Source organism: Verrucomicrobiia bacterium, assembly GCA_036405135.1.
In the GTDB taxonomy this organism is placed as follows: Bacteria; Verrucomicrobiota; Verrucomicrobiia; order Limisphaerales; family JAEYXS01; genus JAEYXS01.
Window position 1 is genome coordinate 1 of the sequence record DASWYF010000041.1, and the last position, 19,989, is coordinate 19,989.

Annotated in this window: 22 protein-coding genes; 14 read left to right on the forward strand and 8 right to left on the reverse strand. The window is 54.5% G+C overall.

From position 1 onward, the window contains the following. Positions 1 to 172: 172 nt before the first annotated feature. Entirely contained in the window at positions 173 to 931 is a 759-nt protein-coding gene (gene rsmI / locus VGH19_20075) for a 16S rRNA (cytidine(1402)-2'-O)-methyltransferase (GenBank protein HEY1173673.1), read from the reverse strand. 124 nt (positions 932 to 1,055) lie between these two features. On the opposite strand from rsmI, the gene VGH19_20080 reads away from it, so the two are divergent. The 5 genes from VGH19_20080 to VGH19_20100 all read left to right on the forward strand — a co-directional run bounded on the left by VGH19_20080 (position 1,056) and on the right by VGH19_20100 (position 5,598). Then, complete coding sequence (locus VGH19_20080) at positions 1,056 to 2,081, forward strand: Gfo/Idh/MocA family oxidoreductase (GenBank protein ID HEY1173674.1); 1,026 nt, start codon at positions 1,056 to 1,058, stop codon at positions 2,079 to 2,081. Positions 2,082 to 2,119: 38 nt separating this feature from the next. Further along, positions 2,120 to 2,890, forward strand: a complete 771-nt coding sequence (locus VGH19_20085) for a DUF4261 domain-containing protein (GenBank protein HEY1173675.1) — start codon at positions 2,120 to 2,122, stop codon at positions 2,888 to 2,890. A 3-nt stretch (positions 2,891 to 2,893) separates the two neighbouring features. Next, on the forward strand, positions 2,894 to 3,694 hold the full coding sequence (locus tag VGH19_20090) for a PIG-L deacetylase family protein (GenBank protein ID HEY1173676.1): 801 nt from the start codon (positions 2,894 to 2,896) through the stop codon (positions 3,692 to 3,694). Positions 3,695 to 3,742: 48 nt separating this feature from the next. Continuing rightward, positions 3,743 to 4,675 carry a glucosamine-6-phosphate isomerase gene (locus VGH19_20095; GenBank protein HEY1173677.1) on the forward strand — a complete coding sequence of 311 codons (933 nt, stop codon included), beginning with the start codon at positions 3,743 to 3,745 and terminating at the stop codon, positions 4,673 to 4,675. 122 nt (positions 4,676 to 4,797) lie between these two features. Further along, positions 4,798 to 5,598, forward strand: a complete 801-nt coding sequence (locus VGH19_20100) for a DUF4230 domain-containing protein (GenBank protein ID HEY1173678.1) — start codon at positions 4,798 to 4,800, stop codon at positions 5,596 to 5,598. Here VGH19_20100 and pdxH read toward each other — a convergent pair. Then, positions 5,575 to 6,213: a pyridoxamine 5'-phosphate oxidase gene (gene pdxH / locus VGH19_20105; GenBank protein ID HEY1173679.1), complete on the reverse strand. Its 639-nt coding sequence runs from the start codon at positions 6,211 to 6,213 to the stop codon at positions 5,575 to 5,577. The two genes, VGH19_20100 and pdxH, sit on opposite strands and share 24 nt — an antisense overlap. A 53-nt stretch (positions 6,214 to 6,266) precedes the next feature. Beyond that, positions 6,267 to 6,821 (reverse strand): 3-isopropylmalate dehydratase, encoded by a 555-nt coding sequence (locus VGH19_20110; GenBank protein ID HEY1173680.1) that lies wholly within the window; start codon positions 6,819 to 6,821, stop codon positions 6,267 to 6,269. Positions 6,822 to 7,033: 212 nt separating this feature from the next. Between VGH19_20110 and VGH19_20115 the strand changes: the two genes are divergently transcribed. Next, complete coding sequence (locus VGH19_20115; protein ID HEY1173681.1) at positions 7,034 to 7,579, forward strand: hypothetical protein; 546 nt, start codon at positions 7,034 to 7,036, stop codon at positions 7,577 to 7,579. A 54-nt stretch (positions 7,580 to 7,633) separates the two neighbouring features. Here the strand turns inward: VGH19_20115 and VGH19_20120 are convergent, their stop codons facing one another. Both VGH19_20120 and VGH19_20125 read right to left on the reverse strand, forming a co-directional pair. Continuing rightward, on the reverse strand, positions 7,634 to 8,755 hold the full coding sequence (locus VGH19_20120) for an acyltransferase (protein HEY1173682.1): 1,122 nt from the start codon (positions 8,753 to 8,755) through the stop codon (positions 7,634 to 7,636). 27 nt (positions 8,756 to 8,782) lie between these two features. Beyond that, positions 8,783 to 9,712 carry a metalloregulator ArsR/SmtB family transcription factor gene (locus tag VGH19_20125; GenBank protein HEY1173683.1) on the reverse strand — a complete coding sequence of 310 codons (930 nt, stop codon included), beginning with the start codon at positions 9,710 to 9,712 and terminating at the stop codon, positions 8,783 to 8,785. Between the two features lie 212 nt (positions 9,713 to 9,924). On the opposite strand from VGH19_20125, the gene metK reads away from it, so the two are divergent. The 3 genes from metK to ahcY all read left to right on the forward strand — a co-directional run bounded on the left by metK (position 9,925) and on the right by ahcY (position 13,056). Further along, entirely contained in the window at positions 9,925 to 11,097 is a 1,173-nt protein-coding gene (gene metK / locus VGH19_20130) for a methionine adenosyltransferase (GenBank protein ID HEY1173684.1), read from the forward strand. 73 nt (positions 11,098 to 11,170) lie between these two features. Further along, complete coding sequence (locus VGH19_20135; GenBank protein ID HEY1173685.1) at positions 11,171 to 11,500, forward strand: four helix bundle protein; 330 nt, start codon at positions 11,171 to 11,173, stop codon at positions 11,498 to 11,500. 50 nt (positions 11,501 to 11,550) lie between these two features. Further along, positions 11,551 to 13,056 (forward strand): adenosylhomocysteinase, encoded by a 1,506-nt coding sequence (gene ahcY, locus VGH19_20140; GenBank protein HEY1173686.1) that lies wholly within the window; start codon positions 11,551 to 11,553, stop codon positions 13,054 to 13,056. Positions 13,057 to 13,132: 76 nt separating this feature from the next. Here ahcY and VGH19_20145 read toward each other — a convergent pair whose 3' ends face one another. Beyond that, entirely contained in the window at positions 13,133 to 14,734 is a 1,602-nt protein-coding gene (locus VGH19_20145) for a DUF4303 domain-containing protein (protein HEY1173687.1), read from the reverse strand. Then, a complete protein-coding gene (locus VGH19_20150; GenBank protein ID HEY1173688.1) occupies positions 14,721 to 14,861 on the reverse strand; it encodes a hypothetical protein in 141 nt (46 codons plus the stop codon). Before VGH19_20150 ends, VGH19_20145 begins: the two co-directional genes overlap by 14 nt. Positions 14,862 to 14,993: 132 nt before the next feature. On the opposite strand from VGH19_20150, the gene VGH19_20155 reads away from it, so the two are divergent. Together VGH19_20155 and VGH19_20160 are read left to right on the forward strand one after the other, a co-directional pair. Further along, a complete protein-coding gene (locus VGH19_20155) occupies positions 14,994 to 16,544 on the forward strand; it encodes a PAS domain S-box protein (GenBank protein ID HEY1173689.1) in 1,551 nt (516 codons plus the stop codon). Further along, complete coding sequence (locus VGH19_20160) at positions 16,541 to 16,999, forward strand: response regulator (protein ID HEY1173690.1); 459 nt, start codon at positions 16,541 to 16,543, stop codon at positions 16,997 to 16,999. The genes VGH19_20155 and VGH19_20160 overlap by 4 nt, the downstream gene beginning before the upstream one ends. Positions 17,000 to 17,044: 45 nt before the next feature. On the opposite strand, the gene folE2 is transcribed toward VGH19_20160, so the two are convergent. Next, complete coding sequence (folE2, locus tag VGH19_20165) at positions 17,045 to 17,845, reverse strand: GTP cyclohydrolase FolE2 (GenBank protein ID HEY1173691.1); 801 nt, start codon at positions 17,843 to 17,845, stop codon at positions 17,045 to 17,047. A gap of 233 nt (positions 17,846 to 18,078) precedes the next feature. On the opposite strand from folE2, the gene VGH19_20170 reads away from it, so the two are divergent. The 3 genes from VGH19_20170 (at position 18,079) to VGH19_20180 (ending at position 19,974) form a co-directional block, all read left to right on the forward strand. After that, entirely contained in the window at positions 18,079 to 18,351 is a 273-nt protein-coding gene (locus VGH19_20170) for a phosphopantetheine-binding protein (protein HEY1173692.1), read from the forward strand. Between the two features lie 24 nt (positions 18,352 to 18,375). Continuing rightward, positions 18,376 to 19,476, forward strand: a complete 1,101-nt coding sequence (locus tag VGH19_20175) for a sugar phosphate isomerase/epimerase (protein HEY1173693.1) — start codon at positions 18,376 to 18,378, stop codon at positions 19,474 to 19,476. Between the two features lie 81 nt (positions 19,477 to 19,557). Continuing rightward, entirely contained in the window at positions 19,558 to 19,974 is a 417-nt protein-coding gene (locus tag VGH19_20180; GenBank protein ID HEY1173694.1) for a thioesterase family protein, read from the forward strand. Positions 19,975 to 19,989: the final 15 nt, after the last annotated feature.

The following is a 19,989-nucleotide window of genomic DNA, read 5'->3' on the forward strand; positions in this document are numbered from 1 at the left end:
TTCGTCCTGATCATAAGAAACCAGAATCCGTTGCCGTAAATCCAGCGAAATGGGCCGTTTCATCCCCCAACTCTGCCAAACTTCCCGCAGAACGGCTATAACTTTATTTAAAACGCTCTAGTGGCTACCGGCAGGCGTCCCTTCGGGACTAAGACGAAGATGTCCTAGAAACTTACTCTGTACCACTTTCTTGTGCCGATTGATTCTCGTCTGCTTCCCGCACTGGCCGTTCATTTCCGGCGGCTGCAATCATCACCACAAACTCTCCCTTCAGACTCCGTTTCTCCGTGATAGCCAAAAGCTCTGCTGGTGTTCCACGCAGATACTCTTCAAATTTCTTGGTCAGTTCACGGGCAAGCACCACTTGTCGCTCCGGCATCACTTCGATGAGTTCCTGCAAAAGTTTTCCGATACGATAAGGCGATTCGTAAAGCACTGAAGTTCCCGTCGTATCGCGTAACCTCTCCAGAGCTTTCTTCCGTTGCCCGGACTTATGCGGTAGGAAGCCGATAAAATGAAACTCATCCGTGGATAAACCGCTGGCCGTCAGAGCGGCGACCATCGCGCAAGGACCGGGGATTGATTCCACACGCAAACCGGCTTTCACCGCTGCTGCGACAACTCGTTCCCCGGGGTCACTTATGCCGGGAGTACCAGCATCCGTTACGAGTGCCACCTTCTGGCCTTGTTTCAGTCGTTCGATGATTTCCTCCGAGCGTTTCGCTTCGTTGAACTGAAAGTAACTTAGCAGCGGCTTGCGGATATCGAAATGCTGAAGCAGTTGGCCGGTGCGACGAGTGTCCTCAGCGGCAACCACATCGCACTCCTTCAGCACGCGCAAGGCCCGGAGGGTGATGTCCTCCAAGTTCCCGATGGGCGTGGCCACGAGATAGAGCGTGCTGGCGGTGAGCGGTGGCAGTTGGTTCTGCATTTCGTTAAAAACTTTGATAAAGCGTTCAAACTCAGGCGTCAGAAGACGTGCTGTGTTGACAATCGCTGCCAAAGATTGTGCCATGGGCAGGCTCGCAAACAACCTCTAAGCATACGTAAAAACTGTGAAGAAATATAACGTCGGCATCATCGGTTACGGCTGGGTCGCTACTGCGCACATCCCGAGCATCAACGCCTCCACGCAGGCGCAGGTCACCGCGATCTATTCCTCACGCACGCTGAATTCCACCGAGTTAAGCGCCAAATACGGTAGCAACATCACGACGTATACTGATCTCGACACGATGCTGGCGGACCCAAATATCCATGCCGTGTCCGTTTGCAGCATGCCCAGCTTGCACGCGAAGCATGTCATCGCCGCCGCCAAGGCTGGCAAGCACATCATCGTGGAGAAACCGCTCGCGATGTCCTGGAAGGATGTGCTAGCGATGCAGAAAGCGGTGGATGAAGCCGGTGTGAAGACCTGCGTGTGCTTTGAATGCCGTTGGTCCAGCCAGTTCCTCGCGACGAAAGGTGTTATCGATGAAGGTCTACTCGGCAAGCTTCACTATGGTGAAGTGGATTACTACCATGGCATCGGGCCTTGGTATGGCCAGTATCGCTGGAATATCTTCAAGAAAGACGGCGGTAGCGCGCTCCTCACCGCCGGTTGCCACGCACTCGATGCCTTGCTCCTCTGCATGGGTAGCGAAGTGACCGAAGTGACGAGCTACGACACGCAATCCGCGAACAAGAATTTCACGCCGTATGAATTCAAGACGACGAGCGTGACCATCTTGAAGTTCAAGAACGGCGCGGTGGGTAAATGCTCCGCCGTGGTGGATTGCATGCAGCCTTATTACTTCCACACGCATCTCGTCGGCAGTGAGGGCAGCTTGTTGGATAACAAGTTCCACTCAATGAAGATGGCGGGCCTAAACAAGAGCAAGTGGAGCGAACTCTCCATGAAGATGCTGGATTCCGGCGATGTCTCCGATCATCCGTACCAGACGCAGTTCCAAGCCTTCTTCGATGCGCTCGACAAGGGCAAGGACATGCCGCTTACAAACTTGAAGCAAGCAGTGGAGAGCCATCGCGTGTTGTTCGCTGCGGACAAGTCCGCCGCGACGGGGAAGACGGTGAAACTGTAGTCTGCATCAGGCATATCTTTAGGATATTCACGTAAGACATGGGCATGACTGTGGAGAAGAAAGATGACATTCCGTCTGTAGCGATGATCGCATTGCGGCAGAATTCCATGCCTGCCGCAAAGGATGTGGTTCAGGCCTTCAAGAAATTGTGGAATGAAGAGACATCCGAAGAGATCGAGGACGATAGTTTCTTCGGGTTCAACACTTCGGAAGGCCAGATCGTTTGTGGTTTGATGCCAGCACCGATTCCTTGGGAAGAATTGGAAGGGCCGTGCGAAACTTCGCCCTTTTGGGAGAACGCGACCAAGGAGATGAGAGGGCATAAGGCCCATCTCATCGTCACTGCGAATCCGCGTGGGGAAAATCCAGTCAATGCGTCGCGATTGCTGACGAAGGCCGTCGCGGCGATCTTGAAAACCAAATGTGGTATCGGAGTCTATTGGGGCGCGGGCACCTTGGTGAATTCCAGCGAGACCTTTCTAGAGCATGCAGCTCAGATGTCCGCTGAATGCCTGCCGCTTTACCTCTGGGTGGATTTCCGTGTAGTGCCTGATGAAGGGGATACGCTGACACTGTTCACCACCGGCATGGAAGCATTGGGTCTCATGGAGATCGAGATGGTTCAAGCCCAGATCGAGCCGGAAGAGGCGGTAGATTTGGTGTTTAATTTCGCCCACTACTTGCTGGAGAACGGTCCCGTGCTGAAAGATGGCGACTCGATCGGCATGTCGGAGACGCAGCACATTCAGATCCAACATGCTCCGTCCCTCTTTGATGTGAGAGGAAATGTATATCGGTTAACGCTGTAAACCATGAGCAAGACGGCCATCGCCATTGCCGCGCATCCTGACGACATCGAGTTCGTCATGGCGGGTACGTTACTCCAGCTCAAAGCGGCGGGGTGGGAGATCCATTATCTGAATCTCTCCACTGGTAATTGCGGCAGCTTGGAATACAGCCCAGCCAAGACAGCGAAGGTTCGTCGCAAGGAAGCGCAAGACGCAGCGAAGATTCTCGGGGCAACGTGGCACGCGCCGATGTGCAATGACCTTGAAATCTTTTACGATATCAAAACGCTGAGAAAACTCTCGGCGATCATTCGTGAAGTGCAGCCATCCATCGTCCTGACGCATTCGCCGCAGGATTACATGGAAGATCACATGAACACTTGTCGCCTCACAGTGACGGCGGCGTTCACTCATGGGATGCCGAACTTCAAATCCACGCCCAGCCGTCCCGTCTATCAGCATGATGTGACCATCTATCACGCCATGCCGCATGGTCTGTGCGATGGCTTGCGCCAGCGCATCGTGCCCGGTGCTTGCGTGAATACGACGCCAGTGCAGGAAGCTAAGCTCGCCTCACTCGCTGCGCACAAGAGCCAGCAAGGCTGGTTGGACGCGAGCCAAGGCATGAACTCCTACCTGCAAGCGATGGATGATATGTCCCGTGCTGTGGGCAAGCTCTCGAAGAAGTTCACACACGCCGAAGGCTGGCGCCGTCATCTGCATTACGGCTTCTCCGCGAATGAAATCGACCCGTTAGCCGAAGCTCTCGGAAAGAACTGCCTGATCAATCAAGCATACGAGAAATCTCTGAAAGCAGCCGAGTAAGAGTTCCCACTATCAACTCTCAACTTTCAACCATCAACTAATCCGAACATGCCTCGCAAACTTAGCTCGCTCGCTCCCGATTGGTGGGATTACACCACGCTCGATACGGAGATCATTCAGGCTGCGGCCAAGCTCACACCGGAGAAGTTGCTGAAGCTTTCGCGGCCCGGCTTCAAGGTGGTGTTCTACGATACACTGGAAGATTTTTACTGTGCCGAGGCACTCGAATACATTCACGCTTGGAAGCAAGCGACGCCCGATAATCCGGCGGGAATCTGTGGTCCTATCGGGCCCACGGAGCAATTGCCGCTGGTGCCGCGCATGGTGAATGAGATGGGCATCAAGCTGCACAACGCGCATTTCTGGGGCATGGACGAATGGGTGATCGATGGCAAGTCCGTGCCGGTATCGCACCCGCTGTCCTTCGAGAAGTGCGATCGCGAGATGTGCTTCAACAAGATCGACAAGAAACTGGTGATGCCAGATGCGAATCTGCATTTCCCGAATGCTGAAACAACGGCGTTCCGCAAGACGTGGGAATCAGGTGTGCGCTGTGTGGTGATGCAAGGCGGGCAGGGGGATATCAAGCATTGGGCTTTCAATGACCCACTGCGTCGCAAAGGTAAATTCAAGGACGCCCCGCCATCGCCAGCGGAGTATCGCAAGCTCGCCACGCGTGTGGTGGACTTGCATCCGGTGACCATCGCTCAGAATGCCCGCACCTCTGGTGGCGGCAACGTGACGCTGGTGCCGACGCAGGCGGTGACCGTCGGACCTTACGAGACGTGGAAGGCGGAGAAGGTATCCATCTGGCACGCGGGTAATCACGATAATCCGTTCGGCCAGCGCCTGACGGCATTCATGATCGCGAACAAGATCGTGGATAGCGCCGTGCCGATGTCTCTGCTGGCAGATCATCCGAACGTGCAGTTCAACTACTATCGCAAGGGCATCGGCTCGTGCGAGGTGGAGATGCACTGAAGTGTTAACCACAGATGAACACAGATAGACACAGATGTTGGAAGGCATTGTGTCTTACACAAACAATCGAAAGTCGTAATGGCTTTTGAGCGCTTTAGGTTTTATCTTGCTGATAAATCACTGTGGAAAATCCACCGCCAATCGAATCCAAGCCCACTGTGCCGGTGCCGCTGGTGAAGCAGCGGTCGCTGTGGCCCATGGCGTTTGCTTTGATTGGGCTGGCGATCATCATCGCGGGCACGATCATTGTGCTGAAGGTGATTCGTGTGGGGGAAAAGGTCGGGGAAGGAGCGGTGAGTGTGCCGAGCCGGATTGCTGCGACGCTAGCAGATGCGTTCAAGCCAAAGGTCACATACACCACGGTCATCAATAGCACGCTTCAAAGTCTCAAGCACGATCCCAAGCTGGTAGTGCTTACGGCTTCCGTGAACGTGGAGATCACTAAGGAGAGCGACAAGACACTGTGGGGCGTGGTAGACATGGGCAAGACCAAGGCGCGCATCAAGGCTTATGGCAACAAGGTGCAATACGTGGTGCCGATGCACGGTTTGTCTGAGACGAACTTCTTCTACGATGACATCCACAAGCGCATCGTGGTGACGGTGCCGCCGCCGCAGTTCGATAATGACATCGTGGAAGTGCAATCGAATCCCGCCATGATGGAAATCGAGACAGATGTAGGCTGGGGCCGTATGGATAAATTCTCTGGCGAGATCCTCAGAGATTTGGCGCGTCGGGATTTGCGGCCAGCGGTCGTGCGTGAAGGTAAGAGTGAACTGCTGCTCGAAAGAGCGCGCGGAAATGCGCGCAAGACGATCCAGAAGATGCTCAAACCGATGGCAGAATCACTGAACGAACACGTCGAGATCTGGGTGCTCTTCAGTGATGAGACGGGCATCTCATGGAGCCAATCGCTCCACTGACCACGCGCCGTCTTTCTGCAGACGATAGACGAGACGGTCATGCAGGCGGCTCGGCTGGCCTTGCCAGAACTCGATCACTTCCGGTTTCACCATGTAGCCGCCCCAATTCTGCGGGAGGGGGACATCGTCACCCGGATGACGCGCTTGCAACTCCGCCATGTTCTGCTCCAAGACTTCACGGTTCGCGATGACCTGGCTTTGCGGAGAGCCCCATGCACCTAGGCGTGAATTACGCGGGCGGCTGCGGAAGTAAGCTTCCGATTCTTCGCGAGAGACTTTCGTGACCGTGCCTTCCACCCGCACCTGGCGTTCCAATTCTTTCCAGAGAAAAGTCAGCGCGGCGAAAGGCTTGGCGGCGAGTTCCTGCGCTTTGCGGCTTTCGTAATTGGTGAAGAAACTGAACCCGCGTTCATCCACACCTTTCAGCAGGATGATACGGGCAGAGGGGCGTCCATTGAGCCCGACGGTGGAGACCGTCATTGCGTTTGGTTCGGAGACGCCTGCGGCGGTCGCCGCATCGAACCATACGCGGAACTGCGCGATCGGATCCGGCAGCAGGTCTTTACGACGCAAGCTGCCCAGCGTGTATTCGCGGCGCAGATCGGAGATGGGCATAGGAACAAAACAGCCGTCGCAAGCGATGGCCCGCGACGGCTGGGTTAAATGAATTAAGCCTTCGCCTCGATCATGCCGCTCTTGCGGGCATAATTGAAGAGACCGCCGGCATCCACCACGGGGCGGACGTCGCCGAGCGGCTTGAAGCTGTAGGTCTTGCCGGAGCCTTGGACCTTCACGGTGCAGGCGTCGAGATCTACGGTCACCACATCGCCGGTCTTCAGCACGTCGCAGAGGCGCTCGGTGGCTTCGCACGGATAGAGCTCGCCGGTGGAGACGCAGTTACGGAAGAAGATGCGGGCGAAGCTTTCTGCCAAAATGATGCGGCAGTTGGCCGAGCCAAGCGCGATCGGCGCGTGTTCACGGGAGCTGCCGCAGCCGAAGTTACGACCGGCCACGATGATAGGATACTCAGCATCAAGCTGGCCTTCCTTCACGAAGCGGGTGGCGTAGAGGGATTCCGGCAGGCCGCACATGGCGTAACTGCCGAGTTTCTCGTATTCCTCGGCGATGGTGGGCACGAGGTTCAAAAATTGTGCCGGGATGATTTGATCGGTGTCGATGTTATCGCGCACCACGTAGACCGGACCTGTAAAAACCGATTGCATTGCAGGAAAGATGGAGCGAAGGGGGGAGTTTTTCAACAGAGATTTATCGTGGAGCGCCGACCTCCGGTCCGGCGCGATGGTTTGCCTGTCTGGAAAATACTAAGATTAGGAACGGAGACGCTTAGAAGAAGTCTCGCCGGACCGGAGGTCGGCGCTCCGTTTTTTGGCCGCTTGCAGTTGACTTTTCTTTCTTCCGCAGCAACCTACACGGCATGAAACGCATCCAATTTTTGACCCGTATGGCCATGGCTGTTCTCGGCCTGGGAATGTTTGTGCAAGCTGCCACGGCAGCCGAGGCTCCGGCGACGTTTGATGTGGCGGGTCTGAAGTTCAAGCGCCCGGCGAACTGGGAATGGATCGAGGTCACCGGTATGCGCAAGGCGCAGCTCAAGGTGACGGATGCGGCCAAGAAGGAAACGGCTGAAGTCGTTTACTTCCACTTCGGTGGTGACGGCGGCGGCACGGATGCGAATGTGAAGCGCTGGTTGAGCCAGTTCGTGGAACCGCGCGATGAGAAGAACACCAAGGTAGAGAAGACCACGGTGGGTTCTACACCAGTAACGTATGTGCGTGCGGAAGGCACTTATTCCAGCGGCATGCCGGGCGGACCAAAGACGCCCCTGGAAAATTACGTCATGCTTGGTGCGATCATCGAAGGCAAGGAAGGCCACGTGTTCATTCGCTACACGTCTCCGAAGGCGCTGGCGACGGCGTCGGAGAAAGAGTTCAAAGGGATGGTCGAGAGTGCTTTGAAGTAAACGGCTTTTGACAACAGATTTGCGAACGGGCGAGGGGAAAACCTTCTCCCGTTTTTATGCTTTTGCCGATGGAGTGACGGTTTCTTTTTCCGCTTTACCGCTGACCGGTGCGAACCGGTCTTTTAGCCGCAAGAACGGTTTTTCAAAGAATTCATAAGACAGTGCGGCAACGACGAGTGTGGTGATGCAGAGAACCACAAATATCTGCGGTGACGGGCTGGGCAACCCTACCATCCGGTGCAACACGCTGTGGATCAGTTGGTGATAGATATAAATCCCATAGGCATAGATGCCCAAACGGCATAAGGCGGGATTACGCAGGAACTTTTTCCAACGGTTGTCATCCTGCTCCAGGGCAACGCTGAAAACCGGGATGGTGAAGATGGCCACAATAGTAGGCAATAAAACCATTGAAAGCGTGTCTTCATGCTGCAGTTGTTTATCCTTCAAAAGCAGATGGACCAGACAGATCGCGGCGAGGAAGAAAATCAATCTGAGTTTTGGCAGGCGCAAAATTCGCAGATTGCCATGCTGGAAGTAATGTATCCCGAGCAGGCCGCCGATGGAAAGCCCGTCCAGGCGGCACAGAGTGAAGGTGTAGGGGGTAACCCAGCCGAAATCTAGCAATTCACAGCCAAACCGCAGCGTCAATGACAGGAGAATAAAGCAGAATAGTGCCTGTTTCAATTTTCCAATCGGCAGTGAAAACACGAGGAACGGCCAAAAAAGATAGAAATGTTCCTCAATGCAAAGGGACCAAAAATGGTTAAAGGAACTGGCGGACGGCCACATCTCATGAGCCGCCGTCCAGAGATTGAAGGTGTAGGTGAAATGGTAGGGGAAAATTTCTCTCACGGGTGCCAGGAGCTTGAAGCCGCACAGAGTGATTCCCCAAGCGGTCAGAACCACGAGATAATACACGGGGAAAATCCTGAGACAGCGCCGGATGTAGAAGTTTTTATACCGGTGACTGTCGGCACGTGACTGAAGCAGGATTCTGGTGATCAAAAAGCCGGACAAAACAAAAAAAAGATCCACTCCGATCCATGTGCTATCCAGTATTTTGTTTGTCCAGGCGGCTAAGGCTGATTCCCCCGAAAAGCGAAGCGCATGATAAAAGAGTATCGCCGTGACGGCGAGACCTCTTAATCCATCCAGTTCTTTGATTTTTTCCATTGCAAGGTCTGGATGAGGAGCGGCGGCTTATTTAAGTCCTTCAGCTAAAATCGTCTGGAAATGAGGTGGCTGTTCTTCACGGGCGACGATGCTGACGTGGACTTTTTTGAAGCCCGCATCTTCGAGCCAGCGGTGCAGGTCGCTTTCCGCGAAGCCCAGCCAACGGTCGCCGTAGAGTTCGGGAGCTTGCTCGAAGTTATGCTTGTTCAGGTCGAGGACAAGGATTTGGCCGCCGGGTTTTAGGATCTGATATGCGGCGGCGATGGCTTTGGCTGGTTCAGCGGCGTGATGGAGTGCCTGGCTGAGAATGGCGAGGTCCACGCTCTTGGGTTCGATGGGCGGGTTCTCCAGATCGCCTTGGCGGAATTCGAGATTTTTCAGACCGTTCTTCTTCGCTTTCTCGGCACCGTAGGAAACGATCTTCTCCGAGTTATCTACAGCGATGACTTTCTTCGCACGAACGGCGAGGAGTTCGCTGAGGAGGCCTTCACCGGAACCGAGGTCAGCGATGACGAGCGGGGGCAGGACGCGGAGGAGCAGGTGACCGAAGGCCTGCCAGGAACGGCCGGGGCCATAGACGCGATCGAAGCGACCGGCGATCTGGTTGAAATAAAGGCGGGCTTGTTCGCGGCGGAGGTTTAGCACACGGCGGAGATTGATCTGGTCCGCTTCGTATTCGGGGAGTTCCTTCGCGGCACGGACGGCCATCTCCAAGAGCAGGCGGGTTTCCTCGTCATCCACGCCATTCCATTTGTAGAAGGTGCGTTTGCCATCGCGGCGGGATTGGAGCAGGTCGGCCTCTTGCAATTGGCCCAAATGAGTCGAGATTCGGGACTGGCCCAAATGCGAGATGTCCTGCAGTTCGTTCACGGAGAGCTCGTCTTGCTGGAGCAGGGCGATGATCCGGAGCCGGGTGGCATCGGACAGGGCGCGCAGGGATTTTAGGGTTTGGGCCATAGCAACTACGGTGTGTTCCGAAATGCTCAATCCAAGCATCCGGTGAAAATTTTATGTCCGGCTTAGTGGCGGAAGGCAGCTTACTGCCGGCTGGAATCCGGCAGCACGGGCCTCGGTTCGCAGTTCGGAAAAACCGTTTGACGAACTGAAACAAAGATATATCATCCTATCTTGATACGTCAATATGAAGCTTTTGACGTGCGTTTAACTACATGAGCAAAAAATTCATCTTCTCTTCGGAGTCCGTCGGCGAAGGCCATCCGGACAAAGTGGCCGATACTATTTCTGACGCAGTTCTCGACGCCTGTTTGGCGCAGGACAAGTTCAGCCGCGTGGCTTGCGAAACTTACGTGAAATCCAACGTCGTGGTGGTGGGCGGCGAGATCACGACGCATGCCAAGCTCGACTTCGTGAAGATCTCCCGTGATGCGATCCGCGAGATCGGTTACGTGAATGATGATGATGTGTTCCATGCCGACAAGGTGTTCGTGAACGTGTATGTGACCCAGCAGTCGGCGGACATCGCGCAAGGCGTGGATGCCCGCAAGGCGAAGGGCAAGAAGACGAACAAGCAGGGCGCTGGTGACCAGGGCCTCATGTTCGGCTACGCCTGTGATGAAACGCCGGAGCTGATGCCCGCGCCCGTGATGTTCGCGCATCGCCTGGGCCGTGAGCTCACGCGCATCCGCAAGAGCGGCAAGGCTCCGTGGCTCCGCCCGGACGCGAAGTCTCAAGTCTCCGTGGTTTACGAGAACAACAAGCCGGTGGCCATCTCGAACGTCGTGATCTCCACGCAGCACGCGGCGGACGCGGAACACGCTGAGATCGAGAAGTTCTGCATCGAGAAGATCATCAAGAACGTTCTCCCGAAGAATTTGCTCACGGCGCAGACCGAGTATTTGATCAATCCGACGGGCCGTTTCGTGATCGGTGGGCCGCAAGGCGACACCGGTTTGACGGGCCGCAAGATCATCGTGGATACCTACGGCGGTTGGGGCCGTCACGGTGGTGGCGCGTTCTCCGGCAAAGATCCGACGAAGGTGGACCGCAGCGCCGCTTACATGGGCCGCTGGGTCGCCAAGAACGTCGTGGCCGCGAAGCTCGCTTCCCGTTGCGAAGTGCAGTTCGCCTACGCCATCGGTCATCCTGACCCGGTCAGCGTGTGCGTGGATACGTTTGGCACGAACACGGTGGACGAAGCGAAGATCGAGAAGGCCATCAACAAGGTGTTCAGCTTCCAGCCTTCGGACATCATCGACCAGCTCAACCTGCGTCGCCCGATCTACAGCAAGACGACCAACTACGGTCACTTCGGCAAGGATGACAAGGATCTGACCTGGGAATCCACCAGCATTGCGGCCACTTTGAAGAAGGCGGCCAAGTAAGTTTACAGTTTTCAGTGTTCAGTTTTCAGTTGGGAAAAGCGCCCTCTGAAAACTGACACTGAAAACGATTCGCATGGCATTCCAATCCTTTGAAAAGCTTGAGGTTTGGAAACGTTCGTGTCGTTTGGCGGTAGATGTAAACAAAGCTTTGCTGGATTCGAGAAACTTTGCGCTTCGTGATCAAATGATCCGGGCTTCGATCTCGATTCCATCAAACATAGCAGAAGGACACGAACGTGATAGCAGAGCTGATTTTATCCGCTTCCTGAGGATAGCCAAAGGCTCGTCTGCGGAACTGCGAACACAGTGTTATCTGGCGCGTAAGCTGGATGTGCTGTCCAAAGATGACGCGAGAAGTTCATCAACGAATGCCGAGAATTGTCGGCAATGCTACAGGGATTGATCAAATCTTTGCAGGCTGAAAACTGAAAACTTGAAACTGAAAACTTAATTATGGCTAAAACAAAATCTAAGGCAGTAGCCGCCGCCGTGTTGGCGGAAGTGACCGCTGCGACCGCGAATCTCGCGGCTTACACTGCGCTGACCCCTTCGGGCAAAGATTACATCGTGCGTGATTTCGCGCTGGCCGAATGGGGCCGCAAGGAGATCGCGGTGGCTGAGCACGAGATGCCCGGCCTGATGTCTGTGCGCAAGAAGTACGCGAAGCAGAAGCCGCTGAAGGGCGTGCGCGTGACGGGTTCCCTGCACATGACGATCCAGACGGCGGTGCTCATCGAGACGCTGGTGGCCATCGGTGCCGACGTGCGCTGGGCTTCGTGCAACATCTTCTCCACGCAAGATCATGCAGCCTCGGCCATCGCGGCCACAGGCACGCCGGTCTTCGCCTGGAAGGGTGAGACGCTGGAAGAATATTGGGAGCTGACGCTGAAGGCGGTCTTGTTCCCTGGTGACAAAGGCCCGGAACTGGTCGTCGATGACGGCGGTGACGTGACCTTGCTCATCCACAAGGGCTACGAATTGGAAAACGGCTCCAAGTGGGCTTACGAGACGAAGGGCGACAGCCATGAAGTCTCCGTGGTGAAGGCGCTCCTGCGCCGCGTGGCGAAGGAAAAGCCGGGTATCTGGACGAAGATCGTGAAGGACTGGAAGGGCGTTTCCGAAGAGACGACCACAGGCGTGCATCGCCTCTATCAGCTCGCCGAACAAGGCAAGCTGCTGGTGCCGGCCATCAACGTGAACGACTCCGTCACGAAGTCCAAGTTCGACAATCTCTACGGCTGCCGCGAATCGCTGGCGGACGGCATCAAGCGCGCGACGGACGTGATGCTCGCGGGCAAAGTTGCTGTCGTTTGCGGTTACGGTGACGTGGGCAAAGGCTGCGCACACTCGTTGCGCGCTTATGGTTCCCGCGTGGTTGTCACGGAGATCGATCCGATCAATGCCTTGCAGGCGGCGATGGAAGGTTTCGAAGTCAATACGGTGGAGAGCACGCTCGGCGTGGGTGACATCTATGTGACCACGACGGGTAACTGCGACATCATCACGGTGGATCACCTCCTCGCGATGAAGGACCAGGCGATCGTCTGTAACATCGGTCACTTCGACAACGAGATCCAAGTGGACGCGTTGAAGAAGGTGAAAGGTGTGAAGATCGAGAACATCAAGCCGCAGTATGACCGCTATCATCTGCCGGGCAACAAGAGCATCTACATGCTGGCCGAAGGCCGCCTGGTGAACCTCGGCTGCGCCACGGGCCATCCGAGCTTCGTGATGTCGAACTCGTTCACGAACCAGACGCTCGCGCAGATCGACCTCTGGGCGAACAAGGACAAGTATGCCAAGACGGTCTACCGTCTGCCCAAGAAGCTGGACGAAGAAGTGGCCCGCCTGCACCTCGAGAAGATCGGCGTGAAGCTGACGAAGCTGACCAAGGCGCAGGCCGAATACCTCGGCGTGCCGGCTGATGGTCCGTACAAGCCTGAGCATTACCGCTACTAAGTCGTAGCCGCCGACGTAAGGAGGCGGAACTGACTAAAATATCAAAGGCGAACGGGAAACCGTTCGCCTTTTTGTTTTATGCTTTAGCAGCATCGGAGATATCCCAAAGCAGCAATGGAGGCCCATCCATAGGACGTCCAGCGATGGCAACGGTTTTTCCATCCGGGAGGAAGACTGCTCCATCCAAGCATTCGTAATTTGGGTTCATCCAGATCAGTTCTTGTGATTTTTTCCAATCCCAAAGCACAGCCGATCCGGGCCAACTCCTTAGCACAACCAACCATTGGCCGTCTGGAGAAAAGGCGACAACATCAGGTCTGACATCCTCGTGGTCATCTGGCCCGACACTGACTCTGAAACGGGAGCCTTTGACGACATCCAGGCGCTTGAGCAGTTTTCGGCTGGATACGTCCCAGATGGAGACATCCCGGCGCGTGTGTTCTTCAGGGGTGGCTATTGCCAGCAATTTACCATCGGGTGAAAAAGCGATGCTCCTGCCTGGTTCATCCAAGGAACCGGTCTTTTTCCCGGATTTATAATCCCAAAACTGAATCCCTTTTTTGCCGCAAGACGCCAGCATGGTGCCAGTGGGTGAAAAACGTATGCAGGTGAGGTAATCACCTTTGGTCCCAGGAAATTTCCAAATCTGTTTTCCCTGCTGCACATCCCATACAAAGGTGTTACCATTGACATCCTTGGAAGCGATGACGGAGCCATCAGGTGAAGCATCCAAGCTGGATGTCTGATTGGCTTTGACATCCCATTTCAGTTTTTTGGTGCTGACATCCCAACAGCGGATGCCTGATTTTTCGTCATCACCCAAGTCTATCCATCCTGCATAGATGCTTTTGGCATCTGGGGACACAGCTAAACTGTTGAGACTGACCTGATCCCGGATCGGAAAATTCAGGACTTCTTTAAAGCCCGGCAGTTGGAACCCGAACACATAAGGATTTCCGCTGCTGGATGAGATGAGACAAGCCAGTAATTGGCCGGCTCGCGAAAGAACTACCGCTTGGGCCTCATAGGCTTTGCGCGATCCAATGCCTTTGAATTTGCCTGCCGTCTCGGTGGGGAATGCTTTGGCAAACTCTTTATAAACCTTGGCGGGGTTCAGTTCTTGGGCACATCTCAGGAGCAAGCCAGTTTCCTGATCACCCATGGTGACTAGCAAAGTTATTTTCTGGCGCTTGGCACCGCGTCCGAAAAAACCTTCTTCATCGAGGGCTTTCAGTGATTCGATGAAAAGAGAGATTCGCGACTCAAACTCTTTTTCAGCATCGTCTTCATCTAAATCGTGGAAATCAGGAAGGACATCCAACATTTTCTGTGCTTCTTCGAAAGCGTCATCACCTGCGCATACATAGGCCCAGTCTGCGGGATTCCATCTTAAGCTGTCTGCCCGCCGCTGAAGACCTTTTTTCTTATCTTTTTCATACGCTTTCGCGCGTCGAATCAAACCCTCTTCAGTATTGGCGCTGGCCGTGATGAGTGTGGTGTCGTTATTCGTCGCCAGGGTGAACGCATAAAACTCCTCTTCAGGATGATCTGAGAGAAGTTTTGTGAAGGTAGTGCGGGCGGCGTCGGTTATCGCAGTGCGCAATTTTTTAAAAGCCGATTTTGTCATGGGAGTGGTTTTAAGAAAATCGAAGATACTATCTACATCAACGAAATTCATCTGCTGGGCAATGGAGGCGCGCGATATGGGAAGTGTAAGTGGTCAGTCCGGCGCCGATCTTTGCAGGGTAATCTGCGGCTGATTTATCCGCTTTTTTATTGCGTGACCAGCCATCCTGTGTCGTCATGGTTGCAAGATACGATTAGCGGTAAGAGGCGAGTAATATCACGCTAATAATTCGCTTCTCCAGGCAAATCGTATGGGCTTTCAGCCTGCTATGATGGATGTTCAATATCTTAAGCATGAGCTGGCACGTTGGATGGCCAACGACAGCTCAGCTTTAAATCTTCTAGAAGGGGGCGCACTGGACGGGGTATGGTGTTGGGATTTGGAAGTTCCTGGACGCAAATGGTTTAGCTCCCATTTTTGGCGTTGCATAGGGGTTGAAGCAGCAGATGGTCTATCGATTTCAAATTGGGAGGATTGGGTCCAGCCTGACGAGCGGGAGGCAGTGTTGAATGCTCTGATGCAGGCGACGAACGATACGGGATTCAATTTAGATCGCATCATACGTTACCGCCATGCCAATGGTTCTACAGTCTGGAAGCATAGTCGTGGGGTGGTGATCCGAAATGAGAACGGTAAAGCGATTCGTTTGATGGGGGTAGACCGTGATCTGACGCCGCTGATGAATCTGCAGGCAGAGTATGCAGATCGGGTTGCGGTGCTGGAGACAGCCAACAGGCAACTGGAAAAGGAGCAGGAGCGGTTTCGAAGTCTGGTTGAGTCGGCCCCTGATGCGGTCGTCATCACGGACAAGCATGGGAAGATCATTCTAGTGAATGCGCAGACGGAAAAGCTCTTCGGCTACGTTCGGAAAGAGTTGATTGGTCTGCCCGTGGAGACGCTTATCCCGCAGCGTTATCGTGGTCATCATCCAGATTACCGGCACAAGTATCACGAGGCACCACATGCGCGGCCGATGGGTAGCGGTAAGGAGTTGTTCGGACTAAAAAAGAGTGGGGAAGAATTTCCGGTTGAGATCAGCTTGAACGTGATGGAAACGGACGAGGGAAGACTCGTCTCGGCAGCCATCCGTGATGTGACTGCACAGAAGGCAGCCGCTGAGGAGATCAAGAACGCCAATGCCCGGCTGACTCATCAGGCGGACGCGTTGGAGAAAAGTAATCTGGAGTTGCAACACTTTGCCTATGTCGTGTCACACGATCTTCAGACACCTTTACGCAGCATCAGCGGTTTTGTGCAGCTCTTGCAGCAGGAGTATGGTGACAAGCTGGATGAGCAGGCGGTGGAATGGATCCGCCGGACGGTGTTGGGCACACAGCGCATGCAGACGCTCATCCGTGATATCATGGCGTATTCACGCGTAGAGACCCGGGTGCATCGTTTTACCCGGTTGAGTCTGAATGAGGTGTTTGCTGAGGCGGTGGATGTGCTGGCGGATTCTATCCGGGAGTCGAACGCCAGGGTGAATCGGGAAGAACTGCCGGAAGTCCTGGCAGACCGCCCACAGATGGTCCAACTCCTGCAAAATCTCATCGGCAATGCCATCAAGTACAAGGGGGAGGTGCAGCCGCAGGTCACTGTTTCCGGAGCCGATCAGGGGATAGAGTGGCAAGTGACCGTGAAAGACAACGGCATTGGTATCGCTTCGGAACATTTTCAGCGGATATTTGATGTGTTTCAGCGGCTGCACACTCAGAAGGCGATTCCCGGCACGGGCATCGGGCTTTCGATTTGCCGGCGTGTTGTGCTGCGCCATGGTGGCAGGATCTGGGTTGAATCTGAGCCCGGCAAGGGGAGCAGTTTTCATTTTACCATCCCGAAATCCGAAGGGGAAAATTTATGAGTGATGAACTGAAAAACGCGCGTCTGGCGGAGATTCTGCTGGTGGAAGACAATGAAGACGATGTGTTGCTTACGCGCGAGGGATTGAAACGCTCGAAAGTCGCGGTACACCTCCATCATGTGGAGAACGGTGTCGAGTGCATGGCCTACTTGCGCAAACAGGGCAAATATGTCAATGCCGCCACGCCGGATGTGATCTTGCTGGATCTGAACATGCCGGTGATGAACGGATATGAGGTGCTGGAGCAGATTGCGAATGATCCGAAACTGAACCACCTGCCAGTAGTCATTCTGACGACATCAGCAGATGAGCAGGACATCCTGAAGATGTATAAGCTGCGATGCAGCTCCTACATCGTGAAACCTGTGGATTTTATCCAGTTCCAGCGGGTCATCAACGAGTTCACGAATTACTGGTTCTCCGTCGTGGTGCTGCCGAAGAAGAAAGCGCTGTGAATTCGGTGCTGGAGTGAGTGATTCATTCAGCTGCGACAGCCACGCTCAGCCCTTTTCGATGCAGGCGTAGGCGTTGTGGTTGTGGATGCTCTCGTAGTTCTCGGCTTCCACTTTATACCACGTGATGTCTTTGTTTCCGTTCAGCTTGGTCACGACATTGCGCACGAGGTCTTCTACGAAGACAGGGTTTTCGTAGGCGCGTTCGGTGACGGCTTTTTCATCCTGACGCTTGAGCAAGGAGTAGAGCTCGCTGCTCGCGGAGCTTTCGACGAGAGCGATGACGTCTTCGATCCAGATGATTTTATCACTCTTGATCTGTACGGTCACCGTGCCGCGTTGGTTGTGTGCACCGTATTTGGAAATCGCCTTGGAGCAGGGGCAGAGGGTGGTCACGGGAATCATGACAGTGAGCACCAGGACGACATCTTTTCCACACGCAGCGGCGTCAAAGCGGGCGGTGTAATCCATCACGCTGGGCAAGCCAGAGACGGGCGCTTTTTTCGTGAGGAAGAAAGGAAACTCCATCTCCAGATGCGCGGTCTGCGCGTGGAGCTTAGCCTGCATGGCCTTCAAGATGTCCGTGATGTTCTCCACGTGGACGATGTTGCCGTGTGCGTTCAGCACCTCGACAAAGCGGCTCATGTGGGTGCCCTTGAACTCTTTCGGCAGATCCACATACATGCCGATGGTGGCAATGGTGTTCTGGGTGCTGTGCGCCTTGTCTCGGATGATGATGGGAAAGCGCAGCCCACGAACGCCTACCTTGTCGATACGCAGTTCACGGTGGTCGGGTTCGTTCTGTTTGTCGTGTAGTTGATGCTTTTGCATCGTCAAAGTCTCGCTCATGTTGCCGTTGCTTCGTATCGGGAACCTATCAGTCGGCGGGCATTTTGCAAAAAGTTTATAAATCGGGGATGTTTTCATGTTTATGATGATGAGTGAGAGCCTTGGAGAGACGTTTAAAAGGGCAGCAACGAGGATGACCACGAGAGTGAGGCTGATTAAGAACGGCAATTTGTAAGTTGATTTTGGGACGAATGTGGCTTCTGTTGGCGGTGGAAACCGTGGGGATTAATTGAATGCAAACGAACGCAGAGATCAAACAGCGGATCAAAAAGGTGATGGTGGAAAACCTGATGCTTCAGGTGACGGCAGAGGAGATCGGGGATGACCAACCGCTCTTTGGTCCGGACAGCCTCGGCCTGGATTCCGTGGATGCGCTGCAACTGGTGGTCGCGCTGGACAAGAATTTCGGTCTCAAGATCCCGGATCAGGCGGCGGCGAAGCAGATTTTGACGAGTGTGAGTGCGATGGCGGATGCGGTGGAAAAACATCTGGCGGCGAAGGGCTGATTCGGTTTAAGTCATGGCCAGCCCATGAACGCCCATACAGATTCCACTAGCTCGCGCCGCGATTTCATCAAATCCACAGCTTTGGTAGTCACTGCTGCTGCAGTAGCGACGCCTTCGCTCGTTTCCGCTCAACAAACGAAAACGACGAAGGTGAAGCTGGGCTTCGATAATTTCTCCATCCGTAATTCCAACTGGAAAGCGGGCCAAGTCCTCGATTACGCAGCGGCGCAGAAGGTGGATGTCGTTCTCTTCTCGGACCTCGACGTTTACGAGAATCATACGGAGGCGTATCTCAAGGATTTGAAGAAGAAGGCGGATGACTTGGGCATCGAAATCCAAGGCGGCACGGGAAGCATTTGTCCCACGTCCAATTCTTATGGTCAGGTGAAGAAGTGGGGCACGGCAGAGGAACATCTCAAACTGACGATCAAGATTGCGAAGACTCTGGGCTCGAAGGTGGCGCGGTGTTATCTCGGGAATGCGCGTGACCGGGCTTCCGAAGGCGGCATTGAGGCGCGCATGAAAGACACCGTGGCTACGTGCAAGGCGGTGAAGAGCTATGCGCAGGATAATGGCATCAAGATCGCGATCGAGAATCACGCGGGCGACATGCAGGCGTGGGAGTTGCAGGCGTTGATCGAAGAGGCGGGCAAGGATTACGTGGGTGCGACGATTGATCCGGGCAATGCGACGTGGACGCTGGAAGATCCGCATGTGAACCTGGAAATCCTCGCGCCGTACGCGGCGTGTGCAGGCATCCGCGATTCCATCGTGTGGGAGACGCCGAACGGGGCTAATGCAAAATGGGCGGCGGTGGGTGAAGGCGTGGTGGACATGAAAGCGTATCTGAAGCGCTGGGTGGAATTGTGCCCGAATGTACCAGTGACGCTGGAGATCATCTCGGAATACGCGAAGCAGCATGATTATCTGAAGGCGGATTTCTGGAAGGTGTTTCCGAAGGTGCGTCCGTATGAGTTCGCACGGTTCACCGCGCTGGCGCGGAAGGGCAAGCCGGCGGAATCGTTCAAGGGTTCCGGCCAGGCACAGGCTGATTACCAGAAGGCGGAACTGGAGCGGAGCATCAAGTATTGCAAGACGGAGCTGGGGCTGGGACTGAAGGCGTAAATACGATTTTGGATTTACGATTTACGAGTCAGAGTGTTTGAGGCTGCGGTCTTGGCTTCTTGATTGGTCTGAAACTTGTTTATGAGTCAGCAGGTTTTTACGCATACGCATCGGGTGACGTACTCGGATTGTACGGTGAGGAATCATGTGTATTATGGACGGTTCTTGGATTTATTGGAGGAGGCGCGCGGGGAGTTCTTTCGTTCGTTGGGGATCACGTTTCTGCAACTGGAAGAGCAGGGCGTCATTTTTCCGGTGCTGGATGTGCAGTTGAAGTATCGCGCGGCGGCAAGATATGACGATGTGCTGAAGATTGAGTTGTGGGTCGCAGAGATACGTTCGGTGAAGGTGATGTTTGCGTATCGAGTGCTGAATGCGGAGGGTAAGCTGCTGGTGGAGGGGACGACAATCCATGCTTGCACGAGCACGGAGGATAAGCCGATGCGGATACCGGAGGAACTGGCGGGGAAGCTGGAAGGATTTCTAAAGAAGGAATAGGGAAACATCGAACAT